The 15,125-nt window shown below is 58.8% G+C and carries 16 protein-coding genes; 5 read left to right on the top strand and 11 right to left on the bottom strand.

Features of this window, described 5'->3' with window-relative positions; genetic code table 11:
* Positions 1-13 precede the first annotated feature (13 nt).
* Entirely contained in the window at positions 14-916 is a 903-nt protein-coding gene (locus OHL23_RS21120; protein WP_263353946.1) for a hypothetical protein, read from the top strand.
* A gap of 24 nt (positions 917-940) precedes the next feature.
* Here the strand turns inward: OHL23_RS21120 and mqnC are convergent, their stop codons facing one another.
* The 6 genes from mqnC to OHL23_RS21090 all read right to left on the bottom strand — a co-directional run bounded on the left by mqnC (position 941) and on the right by OHL23_RS21090 (position 4,288).
* Positions 941-2,002: a cyclic dehypoxanthinyl futalosine synthase gene (gene mqnC, locus OHL23_RS21115; protein WP_263353945.1), complete on the bottom strand. Its 1,062-nt coding sequence runs from the start codon at positions 2,000-2,002 to the stop codon at positions 941-943.
* Positions 2,003-2,068: 66 nt separating this feature from the next.
* Positions 2,069-2,236 (bottom strand): hypothetical protein, encoded by a 168-nt coding sequence (locus OHL23_RS21110; RefSeq protein ID WP_263353944.1) that lies wholly within the window; start codon positions 2,234-2,236, stop codon positions 2,069-2,071.
* The gene (gene ccsA / locus OHL23_RS21105; protein ID WP_396127392.1) at positions 2,229-2,966 is read right to left on the bottom strand and encodes a cytochrome c biogenesis protein CcsA; all 738 of its coding nucleotides are present in this window, start codon (positions 2,964-2,966) and stop codon (positions 2,229-2,231) included. Before ccsA ends, OHL23_RS21110 begins: the two co-directional genes overlap by 8 nt.
* Positions 2,967-3,028: 62 nt before the next feature.
* The gene (locus OHL23_RS21100) at positions 3,029-3,166 is read right to left on the bottom strand and encodes a hypothetical protein (protein ID WP_263353942.1); all 138 of its coding nucleotides are present in this window, start codon (positions 3,164-3,166) and stop codon (positions 3,029-3,031) included.
* An 18-nt stretch (positions 3,167-3,184) separates the two neighbouring features.
* Positions 3,185-3,655 (bottom strand): DUF3574 domain-containing protein, encoded by a 471-nt coding sequence (locus OHL23_RS21095; protein ID WP_263353941.1) that lies wholly within the window; start codon positions 3,653-3,655, stop codon positions 3,185-3,187.
* A 51-nt stretch (positions 3,656-3,706) separates the two neighbouring features.
* Positions 3,707-4,288 (bottom strand): c-type cytochrome, encoded by a 582-nt coding sequence (locus OHL23_RS21090; RefSeq protein WP_263353940.1) that lies wholly within the window; start codon positions 4,286-4,288, stop codon positions 3,707-3,709.
* A gap of 168 nt (positions 4,289-4,456) precedes the next feature.
* Between OHL23_RS21090 and OHL23_RS21085 the strand changes: the two genes are divergently transcribed.
* Positions 4,457-5,230 carry a hypothetical protein gene (locus tag OHL23_RS21085; protein ID WP_263353939.1) on the top strand — a complete coding sequence of 258 codons (774 nt, stop codon included), beginning with the start codon at positions 4,457-4,459 and terminating at the stop codon, positions 5,228-5,230.
* Positions 5,231-5,476: 246 nt separating this feature from the next.
* The gene (locus OHL23_RS21080; RefSeq protein ID WP_263353938.1) at positions 5,477-6,226 is read left to right on the top strand and encodes a hypothetical protein; all 750 of its coding nucleotides are present in this window, start codon (positions 5,477-5,479) and stop codon (positions 6,224-6,226) included.
* Positions 6,227-6,326: 100 nt separating this feature from the next.
* Here OHL23_RS21080 and OHL23_RS21075 read toward each other — a convergent pair whose 3' ends face one another.
* Genes OHL23_RS21075 through OHL23_RS21060 form a run of 4 tightly spaced genes read right to left on the bottom strand, consistent with a single transcriptional unit; the run spans position 6,327 to position 9,644 of the window.
* Positions 6,327-7,838 (bottom strand): fumarate hydratase, encoded by a 1,512-nt coding sequence (locus tag OHL23_RS21075; RefSeq protein WP_263353937.1) that lies wholly within the window; start codon positions 7,836-7,838, stop codon positions 6,327-6,329.
* Positions 7,839-7,860: 22 nt separating this feature from the next.
* Complete coding sequence (locus OHL23_RS21070; protein ID WP_263353936.1) at positions 7,861-8,961, bottom strand: lysozyme inhibitor LprI family protein; 1,101 nt, start codon at positions 8,959-8,961, stop codon at positions 7,861-7,863.
* 24 nt (positions 8,962-8,985) lie between these two features.
* A complete protein-coding gene (locus OHL23_RS21065; protein ID WP_263353935.1) occupies positions 8,986-9,387 on the bottom strand; it encodes a type II toxin-antitoxin system VapC family toxin in 402 nt (133 codons plus the stop codon).
* On the bottom strand, positions 9,384-9,644 hold the full coding sequence (locus OHL23_RS21060; RefSeq protein WP_263353934.1) for a type II toxin-antitoxin system VapB family antitoxin: 261 nt from the start codon (positions 9,642-9,644) through the stop codon (positions 9,384-9,386). Before OHL23_RS21060 ends, OHL23_RS21065 begins: the two co-directional genes overlap by 4 nt.
* A 108-nt stretch (positions 9,645-9,752) precedes the next feature.
* On the opposite strand from OHL23_RS21060, the gene OHL23_RS21055 reads away from it, so the two are divergent.
* Both OHL23_RS21055 and OHL23_RS21050 read left to right on the top strand, forming a co-directional pair.
* Entirely contained in the window at positions 9,753-10,814 is a 1,062-nt protein-coding gene (locus OHL23_RS21055; protein WP_263353933.1) for a YpdA family putative bacillithiol disulfide reductase, read from the top strand.
* A 38-nt stretch (positions 10,815-10,852) separates the two neighbouring features.
* Positions 10,853-12,736, top strand: a complete 1,884-nt coding sequence (locus OHL23_RS21050; RefSeq protein ID WP_263353932.1) for a sensor histidine kinase — start codon at positions 10,853-10,855, stop codon at positions 12,734-12,736.
* 51 nt (positions 12,737-12,787) lie between these two features.
* On the opposite strand, the gene OHL23_RS21045 is transcribed toward OHL23_RS21050, so the two are convergent.
* Complete coding sequence (locus OHL23_RS21045) at positions 12,788-15,085, bottom strand: hypothetical protein (RefSeq protein WP_263353931.1); 2,298 nt, start codon at positions 15,083-15,085, stop codon at positions 12,788-12,790.
* Between the last annotated feature and the right edge of the window lie 40 nt (positions 15,086-15,125).

Genomic DNA, 15,125 nt, shown 5'->3' with positions numbered 1-15,125 from the left:
TCCAAGGAGCGATATGTACCCCCACATATTTCCGAAGAGGTCCCTTGTCACCTTCCCGTTTTCCATAGTGATTGCTGCGACGTTGTTGTTTGCCCCCGTTTCGCATGGGCAGGCCAGTCATGAGACAAAGAAAGCCGGGGAAGACGCAGCCCGGATCACGGACGATCTGCGCGAAGAGACGCCCAATGACTTCCTGCGGGTGACGTTTGTGCCTGCCGGGGTGAGCGTGACGACGCTGGCCCGCCCTGGCGCGCTGCGGGCCTTTGCTACGGCGACTGCGTTTTATCTGCCGCCGCTGCCGCTGAAGGAGTTTCCGCTCTACTCCGGGTTGGTGAATGACGACACGAAGACGTTGGTGGCGTTGCGCTGCCGTCCGGCGCACCCTGAGAGTGTGGACGCGGTTCTGGCGACCTGGCCGAATCTCTTTCACGCGATCGAGCGCGATGTGCACAGCGATCCTGCGGAGTGCTCGGCGGCAACGGCTACGCAAGATTCCGGGACACAGGCTTTCTGCTTTGCTCACGGTTTCAGCGATCCTGCGGGGTCGACGGTGCCGCGTACCTTAGCCGCAACCTTCGATTATGCCGCGCAGGCTTTCGATCCGGAGCATAAGCCGCTTGCGGACTGGCTGCATACCCAATACGGGGTCTTTCCGGCCTTCAGTGGACTGGGCTTCTCTGTCAAAGACTCATATTTCCTGGACACGCAGCCGATGAGCACGGCGCAACTGCTGGCGAAGTCCATTTCGCCGGAGTATGTGCTGAAGAACGTCAGCCTGAAGGAGGCTGGCTGCAGCTGCATCTCGGTTGCGCCGTATCCGGGGCGTGCGGATGATCTGCTTGATCCTGATTTCATCAGCAAGGCTGGCGGGGATGGGGAATGCAGGGAAGTGAAAACACTGAAGTCCGCTCATTGAGTCGGACTTCAATGATTTTTCAATTTAGTTCAGGAACATGGTGCGATAGAGGGTATCGCGCTGGACTGGTTTGAAGCCGGCATCTCGGATGATGCGGCGTAGCTCCTCTTCCGTCGTGCAATTGCTGGTGCCCGCGGCTTTGACTACGTTCTCTTCGAGCATAACGGAACCCACATCGTTGCCGCCGAAGTGGAGGCCTAACTCAAGGACCTTTAAGCCCTGAGTTACCCAGCTTGCCTGGACGTTTTCGATGTTATCGAGATAGAGGCGCGAGATAGCGAGGACTTTCAGGTATTCGACTGAGGTGGCCTCGTCCCAGCCCCGGCCGCCGAGGGCGGTGTGGTTCGGCTGGAAGCTCCAGGGGATGAAGGCCGTGAATCCGCCGGTCTCTTCCTGCAAACCGCGGACGACTTCGAAGTGGTTGATGCGCTGGTCGAAGGTCTCGCCTACGCCGAACATCATGGTGGCCGTGGTCCTCATGCCGAGCTGGTGTGCGGTGCGATGCACGTCGACCCAGTCCTGCGTCTTGCATTTGAGGCGGGCGATGCGATGGCGCACTTCGTCGTCGAGAATCTCAGCGCCGCCGCCTGGGATGGAGTCGAGGCCAGCGTCGCGGAGGCGGGCGATGGTGTCGCGGAGCGTGAGGTTGGAGTATTCGGCGATGGCCAGGATTTCGCTGGCGGATAGGCAATGGAGCCAGATCTGCGGGAAGCGCTGCTTGATGCCGGTAAAGAGGCGTTCGAACCAGTCGATCTTCAGATCGGGATGGAGGCCGCCCTGCATCAGGACGCCTGTGCCGCCCATCTCCTGCGTCTCGGCGATCTTTTCGTAGATCTTTTCGAAGTCGAGGATGTAGCCTTCTTCGGCGCGAGGGTTCTTTACGCCGGGCTTTGGCAGCGGTCGGTAAAAGGCGCAGAAGGTGCAGTACTCGGTGCAGAAGTTGGTGTAGTTGATGTTGCGGTCGATGATGTAGGTGACGACGCGCTCGGGATGAAGGCGGCGGCGGACGGCATCAGCCTCCATGCCGAGGCCGATCAGGTCATCCGAGTTGAAGTAATCGAGCGCCTGCTGGCGGGTAATCGACATGATTCTATTGTAGTCACATGCGCGGTTTTCAACCACGGTAGCGACGGAACGCTGGATCTGAGGATCTCAATCTTTCCGCAACGACCATCTCTTGTATGCGATGTAGCCGACATAAGCGAGCTGTGTTCCCCACACCGCGCAATAAATCATGATCAGATGCCTGTGCCCCATCTGGCTGTCAATCGCGGGATCGAATGGGAAGATGGACCCGCTGGAGAGAAGAAGTTTAGCCATGAACCGCTCCTGCGCGATCATTTTCTTGAATAGCATCAAGTGCTTTAGCAGATTCCAGTTCCTGACGGCGGAATTCCACCGAGTACCGAAAGCTCACGATCAACGCGCCCCATGCTAACCAAGCCACAACGTTCCACCAGACTGCCGCTTGCATGTTGGGTGCGATCCCGGAATCAGCTCCTCCTCCGAATACCGGAGCGGGATGTTGGGTGCGCCACCAGCGAGTGGACATATAAACAATGGGCATGTCGCAAAATCCGAAGACTGCAAGAGCCGCACAAATCACTCCCCGTGTTGAAGCCGACGAGAAACCACGAACCATAAGATAGCTGACGTAGATCAGCCATAGCATCAGCGTCGTGGTTAGTCGGGCGTCCCAGGTCCACCAGATTCCCCAGGTGACTCGCCCCCAAAGCGACCCTGTGACGAGTCCAAGTGTGCAGTACAAAACGCCCATCTCAGCACAGGCGAAGGCCAAAGCATCTGCTTTCATAGCCAGGACTGGTTTCTTGAATCGAAAGGAGAGGTAGACAATCGAGGCTGCCAGATTCAGCGGAAAGAAAATTGACGTGCCAATCCAATTTGGAAAGTGATAGTAAAAGGCGCGAATCATGTTTCCCTGGGCGGCATCCGGGGGCGATACTCTCAGGGCCAAATCAAGCCCGTATCCAATCAATGCCAAGGTTGCGATCAGCCAATACCACCGAAGATATCCTATTGAAGGTCTCACGCCGGTACTAATCACTTTATGCTGTCTCTCCAATTCGCTTCGTTCGCCGAATTCATGACGTCCTATTCTGGCTTTGCTGGTGGGATGGCCGGGGTATCCGATGCCTTCTCTTTTGGCTGAGATTTTTTCTCATAGGTGGAGACGCCCATGCTCATCAGGAAGAACCGAAATCCCTTGCGGAGTTTGTCGAGCAGATTCAATGGGTTGGTCCTCTTTGTTTAGAACGACACATCGGCGGGTTGGGAGACTTTGAGGACAGACTGGTCGCCAGTCTTCTGCTTCCAGGCTGCGCGGATGGCTTCGATCTTTGCCGTATTTTCGGATGTTTTCGGGTAGTCAATGACCAGCATCTTGGAGCGAATGCGCTCGGGAGCTGTCTCGTTCTTGCCCTGCCATTGGCCGTAGACATCCATGACGCTGAGGCCATCGGGGAAGCGCGGAGTGACTTCCTTGTCCAGAAAATCGCGCCATGCGGCCTCGCTTACGCCCTTTTCCGGAGCGTTCGCGGGGCCGAGGCCGAAGTAAAGCTGGGTGTCGACCCAGCCTTGTGTTTTAGCCGGGTGCGCTGCGTCGCCGTGGAGCGTGGGACTTGGCGCAGTCTGCGAGGAGAATGCATAGTGGGCGATGCCGAAGCCGAGCAGCAACGCTGCCGAAATTGCCAGCACGTTCTTCCATGGCCAGATTCGCATTCGATGGCGCTTCCTTTCGTTGGCTCAGTTCCGCATGGGGACCGGAATTTCTCATTTTGCAGGCTTGACCGGGAGGGCCGGCATAGACGGCAGAGCCGGGTCGAGATTCAGAGGCTCTTTGAGCAGGGCGATGGCTGCGGGAGGGAGTGGCTTGTCGGCGTTGGCCAGCAGGAGGCTTACCTGCCACATTTCGGTTTCGGAAAGAACCTTGTTGTAGGAGGGCATTCCGGTCAGGCGGATACCGTTTGCGACCTTCCAATAGGTCTCGCCCGGAGGGTCATCGCTGACGCCGACGACTTCGCCGTTGTGGTGCTTTTCCCAGAGTGGCGGCGCATCTGGAAACATGTGTTTGCCGACCGTTGAGGGGTTGCCATAGACGCCGTGGCAAAACGAGCATTGCTGACGGTAGATGTGCGCGCCGGCGATGAAGGTAGCCTCATTGGCTTCGACGGGAACGGTCTTTGGCAATTCGAGATCGATGCGGGTATGCAATGGGGTATGCGTAATTGCGCGTTCAAACGGCATTGCGGCATCCGTAACCGCGACCGGAGGATGACCGTAACTGAGCCAGGCCCAGACTCCCACGGGTATAAGCAAAATCCCGATCACGATGCCAACCAACAAACGAATCATTTCAGCTAGAACCTCCAGTTTCACCATCATACGCAGGGTGCAGCCAGAAAAGAGTTAAGTGAGTTGCTTCATTTCGCCTCTTTCGTTCCGGCTCACAATTTTCTGGACAAAGGCGTTCGGATTTGGCACGGTTGGCAGCGGACAGGAGATTGAGACAGGAGATTTTGGATGGCGGGTCACTCGATTGTGGATCACTCGAAGATGAAGCTGGGCCGGAGGCACGTCAAGAAGGACAGCCGGACACTCAGACTGGGTAAGTACCTCAAGGACGGATTGGCTGCTCCTCCCGAGGCCAAGGATTGGACAAAGGGAATCGCGAGCTGGGGCATGATGCTCAACGATGTGCATGGAGACTGCACGATTGCCGCGGCGGCTCATGCGGTTCAGGTGTGGTCGGCCAATACCAAGGGCGAAAAGGACGAAGTGACCTTGCCGGACTCTGTTGTTCTGAGCTATTTCGAGAAGTGGGATGGCTATAAGCCGAGCGATCCCAATACGGATGCCGGCGGGGTCGAACTGGATGTCTTGAACAACTGGCAGAAAGCCTCCTTCGAGCAGCACAAGTTGATCGCTTATGCCGACGCGGCTTACGCCAACCTGGAAGAGATTCGGCAGGCGATCACACTGTTTGGCGGGGTCTATATCGGACTAGCGCTGCCGATGACGGCGAAGACGCAGGCTGTCTGGGATGTCGTTCCAAATGGGGGCGATGACGCCAAGCCGGGCAGTTGGGGCGGACATGCCGTGTTTGTCCCAAAATATGACGCTCACAGTTTCACCTGCATCACGTGGGGAGCGCTCAAGCAGATGACGGTCGCCTTCTGGAAGGAATATGTCGATGAGGCCCACGCGCTGCTGAGTCATGACTGGCTGGAGCAAAAGGGAGCGCCATCGGGATTCGATCTTGACGAGCTGAAGGCCGACCTGGGACGGATCAAGTAGAGGGACGGGTAACGACGCGGGCAAAAATCGCGTTGATGTGGCTGGTGGGGATACCAAACGGCGTTTTCAGCCGTCAGACTGCTGTTACTTCGGAGATTTGCTGGCTGGCCGCTGGTCTGGAGCCAGGAATGGCGGGAGTGGCTTCGCGCGGCCATGGCCCAAGATGCTTTAATACGAAAGGGACCGCTGCCCGGTCTTGTAACCGTTGGTGCGCTTCTTGAAAGACCTGGAGGTATCTCGATCCTGATGTTTTCGTTTCGTCGTTCTGCTTTTTTGCTCGCTTTTACCGTTTCCGCGTGCCTCGGATCGCAGGCTCCGCAATTGCAAGCACAGGCGAGCAGCAGCTCTCAGCCCGCTGAGCCTGCCGCTGCTCCACAGCCCCAGACCACGGGACCTTTGACGGTACAGGCTCGTCTCAAGGCTCGCCGCGAACAGCGTCGCGCGGCTGCCATTCATGACGTCTACAGTCACCTTTATGAGGCTTACGTCGGCACAGGATACCTCCGCTTTACCCCGGGAACGGCTTTGCAGCGCGTGAATGAGTATTCCTGGAACGTCGGCGTTACCCGTTACTACAGCGAGCGTTTCGGTGTAACGGTCGATGGACGCGGAACCTATGGCTCTGCGTACATCGGTCCCAATGCAGCCAGCGATACCGCCGTTTACAAACCGGCAATCAGCGAATATACCGCGATGGCCGGGCCGACGTACCGGTTTCTATTGGAGCCCCGATATTCGGTCGCTGGCAGGATTCTTGTCGGGGGCGCCTTCGGCAACTTCTCCGGCGATACTGGCTCGTTTACGCCCGCGGAACTCGGGCTGTATCCCAACGGGGCGGGCCTCGCCCTGAGTGCAAGCGTTCCGGTTGAGTACAACGTAAGCCCGGGGGTTGGCCTGCGCATTGCTCCCGAGTATCTGCTTACCAACTTCGGTTCCACGACGCAGAACAACCTGGGCTTTACTGGCGGGATCGTGGTTCGCTGGGGTAAGCAGTAAGCGGATCGCGCAAGAGCGGACGATTTCCGAAGACAGCAAAAAGAGGCGCGGACCCGAGTCCGTGCCTCTTTTCTATTGCGGCAGTTTCTTCTTTTGATTCCTACTGCAGGATCGGAATGCCAGCGATGCGTTGCTGCCATTCGGCTGGGCCGGTCTGGTGAACGCTGGTGCCTTTGGCATCGACGGCCACGGTAACTGGCATATCCACTACGTCAAATTCGTAGATGGCTTCCATACCGAGATCGTCGAAGGCCAGCAGCCGCGAGCCGCGAATGGCCTTTGAGACGAGATAGGCTGCGCCGCCTACGGCCATCAGGTACACGGCTCCGAATTCGCGAATTGCATCAATCGCCGCAGGGCCGCGCTCGGCTTTGCCGATCATACCCAGCAGGCCGGTTTCGGCGAGCATCTGGCGCGTGAATTTGTCCATGCGCGTGGCCGTGGTGGGACCTGCGGGGCCAACGACCTCTTCGCGGACGGGATCGACCGGGCCGACGTAGTAGATGAAGCGGTCCTTGAAATCGACGGGCAGCTTTTCACCGCGGTTGAGAATGTCCGTCATGCGCTTGTGCGCGGCGTCGCGGCCAGTGAGCAGCTTGCCGGTGAGCAGGAGGACTTCGCCGGGCTTCCAGGAATCGGCTTCGGCGCGTGTTACGGTGTCGAGATTGACCGGTTTGGCTGTCGAAACGTCATAGGTCAACTTCGGCCAGTCGCTGATCGACGGCGGATCGAGGAAAACGGGGCCTGAGCCATCGAGCACGATGTGGGCGTGCCGCGTGGCGGCGCAGTTGGGAATCATGGCGACCGGCAGGTTGGCGGCGTGGCAGGGAGTGTCCAGCACCTTGACGTCGAGGACGGTGGTGAGGCCGCCCAGTCCCTGTGCTCCGATGCCGAGGCGGTTGACTTTGTCGTAGAGCTCGACGCGGAGTTTTTCGGCTGTGGTTTTGGGGCCGCGCGCTATGAGTTCCTGAATGTCGATGGGGTCCATGAGCGATTGTTTGGCTAGCAGCATGGCTTTTTCCGCAGTGCCGCCAATGCCGATGCCGAGCATTCCCGGCGGGCACCAGCCTGCGCCCATGGTCGGGACGGTTTTCAACACCCAGTCGACCACGGAATCGGAGGGGTTGAGCATGACGAACTTACTTTTGGCTTCGGAGCCGCCGCCCTTGGCCGCTACGGTCACTTCGATGGTATTGCCGCGCACCAGTTCGACATTGACCACGGCGGGCGTATTGTCCTTGGTGTTTTTGCGCGCGCCGGCAGGGTCGGCGAGTATCGATCCGCGCAGCTTGTTGTCGGGGTCGAGATAGGCGCGGCGGACGCCTTCGTCGACCATGGCCTGCAGGTCCATGTCGCCGTCGAAGCGCACGTCCATGCCGACTTTGACGAAGGCGTTGACGATGCCAGTGTCCTGGCAGATGGGGCGGTGGCCCTCGAAGCACATGCGGCTGTTGATGAGGATCTGCGCCATCGCGTCCTTGGCGGCATGGGACTGCTCTTTTTCGTAAGCAGCTGTGAGGCTTGTAATGTAGTCGACTGGGTGGTAGTAGCTGATGTACTGCAATGCGCCTGCAACGCTGGCGATAAAATCTTCCTGGCGAATCACCGTCATGCTCGAAGCTCCTCAGAACTATCTAGGGTAACGGACGAGGAGCGTGAGTGTCCTGTTGCTCGCATTGCGAGTTGTCGGGATCGAACTCACATGGACCGCCTTGGATGGTGGCAATGCGGTCTTTGGTGAGCAATGTCAGCCAGGATTCAGCGCTTACTGCTGGATAGTGCAGTTTGGCGAACTGAGTCCAAGCATCGCGATACGTGAGCCATGCGCGTTCCGCTGCGCGAATGCCCTCGGGCTGGACTGCTCCGTATTTCGATTTGTTGGCTTCGGCATCGGTAATGGCCTTGCGATAAATCTGGTTCAAGTCTGTGTCGGCTTTTTGAACTTCGGTGGCGGAATAGTTGGGAAGGCTGCCCTTTTCGAAGATTTGGATAGCGGCGAGGAAGCTGTCGCGGAGGCTTTGCTCGGCACTGATTTCTTCTGCGGCTCTCGCGGTGCCAGATGTGTCTATTTCGCCGCTCCCATGTGCTTTGGCGTATGCTGCGTGGGCCTTGGTCAGAGTTGCAAAAGCTTGCCTTTGCGACTCGGACCATTTCGACGACAGATTGCTCAGTGCGTTGGCGCGACTTTGATCGGCGAGTTCGGATTCGTAGGCTTCGCAGAAGCCTTGCATGAATCCGCTGGTGATGTCGTCGCAGAATTTGAAATTTTCCTTTGGGGGAATGGTTTGCTTCGCGAGAGATTCAAGATGCTCGATGCGTCCTCCGATTTCTGCCGGAGCGCCGCCAGCTTCGCAGGCAAAGCGAATGGCTAACGGGATGTTTCTTTCTACTCCATCCGCGTTCGCGTAGAGTTGCGCCAGCGTTGCCGCTCCACCCAGAACGCTGGCGACTGTGTGGCGGGGTTCAAGCCCGGCCTGAGAGGCGAGCCGCTCTTGCCATGCGCATTTGCGGGCAGCTTCGAGGTCAACTTTAGTCCCGATGCCGGAGTGAAGTTTGTAGGATGCGCAAGCTGGCCATTGCGCCGGAGCCGAGAAGGAAGCTGCCTCGGCGGGAAGCGGCGTTTGCGCGTATTGCGTGCACTCAGCTTTGGTCTTCGCGTCGGCGTATTCGACCTGCGCGAACGTGGGTATGGCGAAGGCGACCAGCACCGGCAGCACAAAACAATACTTTCCCATGCGAAGAAGGATAATGCAGGGGTCTTAGCTCTGTTGTACTGCCGGGCGGATATCCGTATGCACGAAGTCGTCACCTTTGTAGAGCAGGGGTTCGCGTTTGACGCGCGCGAGGGCGTAGGCGAAGCAGTCGCCGAAATTCAGGTTGGCTCGGTGTCCGCTGCCGTGGCCGTAGTCGCGATAAGCTTGGCGGGCGATCTGTGCTTGTTCAGCTGTAAACGGTTCGATCAGGAAGTTCGTCGCTTCGAGGATTGCATCGAAGCGCGCTCTCAGCCGTGGGTCCTTGTAGCCATCCACCACGATGGACGCCTCAAAGTAGGTGGCGGCAGAAATAGCGACCGTCTCTGGTCCAAGGATCGCCGCTTTAAATGCTTTTGCTTCTGGCTCATCCTTGAGAATAGCGATCAGCGCCGACGAGTCGACGATCATATGGGCAAACCCGTTTCAGGATCGTATAGTTCATCGATCAGCTCTTTGGAGGTGCGCCCGTCGTTCATCATGGCAGACGTCTCGCAGGTAACTTCATCCAACCATTTGGCCAGCCCGGCCTTGGGATTGGGCTGGTCTTGCGCCAACTGAGCCTTCACGGCGAGCGTAATCGCTCCCGTCATACTTTGTCCGGTGCGCTGACTTAGCTCCCGCACCAGCCGGACGGTTTCCGCATTTTTGATATTCAGGCTGGTCATGGTCTACCTTTCTGCTGTTTAATTCTACCATTCTACCAGATGACCTGCATGGAACTGCATAACAGACACATTCTGCTTCGAATGCACGGATGGCCTAATCTAAAGGACATGAGCGATTTCATTCCGGAGCGGGGCGCTGGCGCAGACACAAACGGGGCAAACCACCCAATCTACGATGTGCTGGTGATCGGTGCTGGGCCGACCGGGCTGGCTTGCGCCATTGACGCGCAGAACGCGGGATTTCGCGTGGTGCTGGTGGATAAGGGGTGCCTGTGCAATTCGCTGTACCACTATCCGTCGCACATGACTTTTTTTACTACTCCGGAGTTGCTCGAGATCGGCAATATCCCGTTTCCCAGCCCCAATCCGAAGCCCAGCCGTAATGAAGCGCTGCAATATTACCGCCAGGTAGCCGCGCACTACCGGCTCGATGTGCGCCAGTACCAGAATGTCGAGCGGGTGACGGGCTCCGACGGCGGCTTTCAGGTTCAGATCCGGGACCGGTTCGGTCGTGCGGGAGTTCTCACGGCACGGAAGCTGGTGGTTGCGACAGGATATTACGACCTGCCCAACTATCTTGGGATTCAGGGTGAAGATCTATCCAAGGTAATGCACTACTACGACGATCCACATCCGTATTCCGGTCTGGACGTTCTGGTGATTGGAGGTAAGAACTCGGCGGCGATTGCGGCTCTGGAGTTATGGCGGCATGGGGCTCGTGTTACCCTCGTTCATCGGGGACCCGACATTCACCGGCACGTCAAGTACTGGATCAAGCCGGATATTGAGAACCGCATCAAAGCAGGCGAGGTGACCGCGCATTTCTCATCGCAGGTGGCGGAGATCACGCCAGACACGGTGCTGATCGAGACGCCATCGGGAAATCTGGTGCTCAAAAACGACTTCGTCTTTGCGCTGATCGGATACCATCCCGACTTCGAATTCCTGGAAAGCCTCGGAGTGCGTTCCGAGGGCAAGGATCGCCTGCCGATTTGCGATCCTAAGACGTTGGAGAGTAATGTTCCGGGAGTCTATCTGGCTGGGGTCATCGTGGCTGGGGCGCGGACGAATGAGATTTTCATCGAAAATGGCAGGTTCCACGGCCAGCAAATCGCGGGAGATTTGGCAAACAAGCTCAGTGGTGCCACACTTTCTGCATCTAAATACTGACTTGTGTGTTGTCGCGAACTCCCGGGGGTGCTTCGCTGATGAAGGTTAGAGGATGGCCGCGATCCATTCGAATTCAATTGCTGTGCGGGCTGGTGCTGCTGGAAGCCCTTTCGTTGCTGCTGTTTGTCTTTGTTCTTCGCCGCCAGCAGACACGTGAAGGCTATGAACGCGCGCAACAGCGGCTGGAGCATCAGGCTACGTCGGTAGCGGTGCAGGCGGAGCAGGCGCTGCAGGATGCACACCCGGAGGTCATAAGCATCTCTGTCACCATGATGGGCCAGGCACCCAGCGTGGATACGGCGCGGGTCACAGATTCTCAGGGAAAGGTGCTGTTTGCCAGCGATGGCCTCTCGGTGGGCCAACCGCTGCGGCCACAACAGCTTGCCCTCATCCCCCGCCTGAACCAGAACAAGGCGTACTTTATTCCGCTGAGTGCCGGGGATTGGGAGGGGGTCAGGCCGATTTACGTCCAACGTAAGCTCTACGGCTTTGCGTGGGTAAAGACGGATAAGGACTGGGACGGAGAGCTACTGAAGTCCGTCCTGAGATCAACGGCGGTCTTCGGCGGGATCTGGATCGGCGCTTCTATCCTGCTGGCCTGGGGGCTGGCGCGTTCGATTACCGGTCCGCTGGCCTTGCTTCACCGCGGCACGAGGGCCTTGATGCGGTCGCCGGAGGGCGAAACGCATTTTCCCCTGCCGGTGACTGTGCATAACGAGATCGGAGAACTGATCGAGACCTTCAACCGCATGGTCGCCTCGATTGAGGAACAGCGCGCTGGCCTGAGCGACACCCTTTCGCTGCTGGATTCGATGCTTGCCAACGCGCCGATCGGGCTAGCGTTTTTCGATCGACGCTGCCGTTTCGTTCGCGTGAACCGTATTTTTGCGGAAACCACTGGGATTCCGCTCAGCCGTCATCTGGGGCGAACATTGCCGGAGGTGCTTCCAACTTCCGTCGCATACCAGTTGGAGAAGGCTGTGCAAGGCGTCTTCGATCAGGACACGCCGGTGCGCGATCTTGAGGTAACCGGTAGCGCCGAATCCGCGTTGCGGGCGCTAACGTGGATTGTCAGTGCTTATCCGATCCACACCACTTCGGAGCAGGTTCGCTGGGTGGGTTTGATCGTGATGGATGCGAGCGACCGGAAACGCAGCGAAGAGGCACTGCGCAAGACCGAAAAGCTCGCTGCGACGGGCCGTCTGGCAGCCTCGATTGCTCACGAGATCAACAATCCTCTGGAAGCGATTACCAACCTGCTTTATCTGCTCAGCAACCACGCCCAGCTGGAAGAACCGGCGCGCAGCTACGTGGAAATGGCGGAGCATGAGGTTCGCAGAATCTCCGAGATTACGCAGCAGACACTGCGCTTCTATCGCCAATCGACCTTGCCGGCCCTCACTAATCTCTCAGAACTGCTGGATTCGGTGCTCAGCCTGCATCAGGGGCGTTTGCGCAACCTCGGAATCACCGTCGAACGGCGGTACGACTCGAATACAAACCTTTATTGCTTTGCAGGGGAATTGCGGCAGGTCTTTGCCAATCTGATTGGGAACGCGATTGACGCGATGCAGGGCGGCGGCAGGCTGGTGCTGCGAGCTCGCCGCTCTCGCGATTGGAGCGATCCGCGCAAACTTGGGGTGCGCTTTCAGGTTGCGGATACGGGCTCTGGCATGACGCCGGAGGTAAGGAAGCACATCTTCGAGCCCTTTTTTACGACCAAGGAAGTTACCGGAACCGGACTCGGACTTTGGGTCAGCTCTGAGATTGTGGCGAAACACCGAGGTTCGATGCGTGTCCGCAGCCATTCGGAAAAGCTGGGCGGCCAATCCGGAACTATCTTCGAACTCTTTTTCCCCGATGAGATCGAAGTTCCGGCTGCGGCGGACACAGAGGCTCAGGTCATTCCCTCGGCTGTCTGAGATGAGATTGTGTGAATCTCATCTCAGACAGGCACGAGGCAATCACGGGTGTTACTCAGGCTGGTTGAGCTGGTTCTCAAAGATGTCAGGGTCGCGCGGGGTGAATTGTTCCTGAACCGCATCCTTGGCGGCATCGGTACGGCGGGAAGAAAAGCAAGCTCCTCCAGGCGCTGCCGCACCGGATGCAAAGCCGTGCGAGCGCGTAACATGCAGCCGATCCATCAGAATGTAGCGAACACGGACGCCGCCGGCCAATTCAGGAGAATCCGGCAGGCTTCCGGTGATTTTCTTGCGATCGACGAAGAGAATCAAAGCGGCATCGCTGGGATTGTCGAGACTCTGGCCTACGCCGACACCGAAGAGCGCAGGATGCGATTTCAAGAGGCTCGCTGCCGTTTTTTGCTTGATGGCCAGCACCTGATTCAGAGACGCAGCCTTGGGTTGTGTTGCAACCGGCGGCGCGGCAGACTCTCCGGACGGCCCGCTTACCGGCAGGACGACCGTGGGTACTCCCCCGACAGAAGCTGGAATTGCCGGTGCGCTGGCGGCGGAGTTCGTGGCCGGGACAGGTTCGACAAAGAGGGCAATTGCTCCCTGTCCGGGGTGGTCTTTGCTGGCTACGATGCCTGCGCGGACGATTCCATTGGCAGGGTTTATGAGGAGCTGGGCCTGCGCAAGCGCGGCTTCCACGCGCTCCCGTTCGGCGGCCGGTAACGCCGGTTTGCCGGGTGTCTCTTCCTGGCTATTCGCGCCGTCGTAGCTGAGGCAGGAGACGGGGTGGTCTACGCCGCCGACGAAGCTGTAGGTCGTGGGCGCTCCCGATTCCGGCACCTGGCTGTTCAGCTCGGCCAGAACATCGCCAGCCGGGCTCGCGATGGCCTGTTCAACTCCATTTATGTCGGTGCCACCCGCGAAGAAAAGCCCTACAGGCTCGGCATCGGCCGCGTCGACCACCAATGCGCCGGAGTCGCCCGCGTCGCTGAAGCTGGTGCCGGCGATGGCGATCTGATTGGTAAAGGTCTTGGTCATCGAGTGCGTGGTCTCGGCGCAATCGGTGAAGTAGTCGACAACAACGTCGACATCCACAGCGGAGACTGCTGCGCAGGTCAGTCCAGTGGTTCGGCCGCTTTTTGCAACCATCATGCCGAGCGAAGCAGCCTCACCCTTGCCTGCGGTCGATGAAATTCCCGGCGCGGCGGCGGCAAGTGTGCCGTCGGGCTGCTTAGTGCCGAGTTCCAGGATGCTTCCCCTGGGGTCTACCAGGCCGGGTGTTACGCGGGCAATGGCTGCATCCACATTAGTCGACGGGGAACTCAGAGCCGGATAGCCGGTGAGCGTCGCGACGGGATTGGTTCCGGGGCCGACGCCATAGGGAGTGCAGCCATTGTCGATCAAGCCGGGCTGAATGATGGTCTCGCCGGGGATCGATTGGTCGCTGCGCGCGAAGACATGGTTGTTGCTCAGCACAAACTGGTTGCCGCTGGTGTCCTGCAGCAGCGCGCCGAGCGTTCCGCCGCAGCAATCGGTGAGCTGACCTCGGCTGGCGTCATAATCCATATTGCTGCCGCTTGAGGAGCCGAGCGGGACGGGCACTGCCAACCGCGTCTGGTGCTCGGCAGGATTGCTGCTGATTCCCGCGGCATTCAGGAGCACGCGGGTCCAGCTAAGCGTGGGATTGGACGCCACGGTGCCGAGAATGTAGACCGAATCCGAAGCAGGAATCACAGCGGGAGCAGTGTACGTGACCGAGCAGACGGTGTAGGCGGGATTCGAACCTCCGACGGAGCCTCGCACGCAGCGGGGCGCGCTCAATGTTCCCTGGATGCTGGGCGTACCCGCAGTGTTGCTGGCCAGCGCAAACCGCATGCCCCCGGTGCCCCCAACCTCGGTCATGGAGCCGGAGATGGTGACCGAGCCGTTTGCGCCCAGGGAAAGATTGGCCGGAGTCAGGGGTTGGAGAAATCCTGGCGTAACGGTCAAGGCGGTATTGCCGGAGGGCTGGGCAGCTCTACCGGTTAGAACAGCGCTTACACGGACCGTTACGGCGTCCTGCGTCAGATAGCTGGGCGGAGTGTAGACGCCCTCCCGGCTAATGCTTCCGGGCCCGGCGGTCGGGTCGCCGCCGGAGACGGACCACTCGACGCTGGCCGGTTCTCCGTCCGCGAGCGTTGCGGAGTAGCGCGTCGTCCGGTTGGTGTCGATGCGCGTCTCGGATGCCTGAATCGAAATGCTCGACAGGTTCTGCGCAGCGCCGACATCTGAGGCGGAGACGCGTCCGCCGCAGCCAGCCACGAGCAGCGCCGCCGGGGCCAGCAGCCACGCGAGCGCATTTTTCAGATTCCGATGCAAATACCTGCTCCAACCCTGATTGGTGGTTTGGCGAACACCT

It is taken from the genome of Acidicapsa acidisoli (assembly GCF_025685625.1).
Classification (GTDB): domain Bacteria; phylum Acidobacteriota; class Terriglobia; order Terriglobales; family Acidobacteriaceae; genus Acidicapsa; species Acidicapsa acidisoli.
This window is presented reverse-complemented; position numbering and strand designations above follow the sequence as displayed.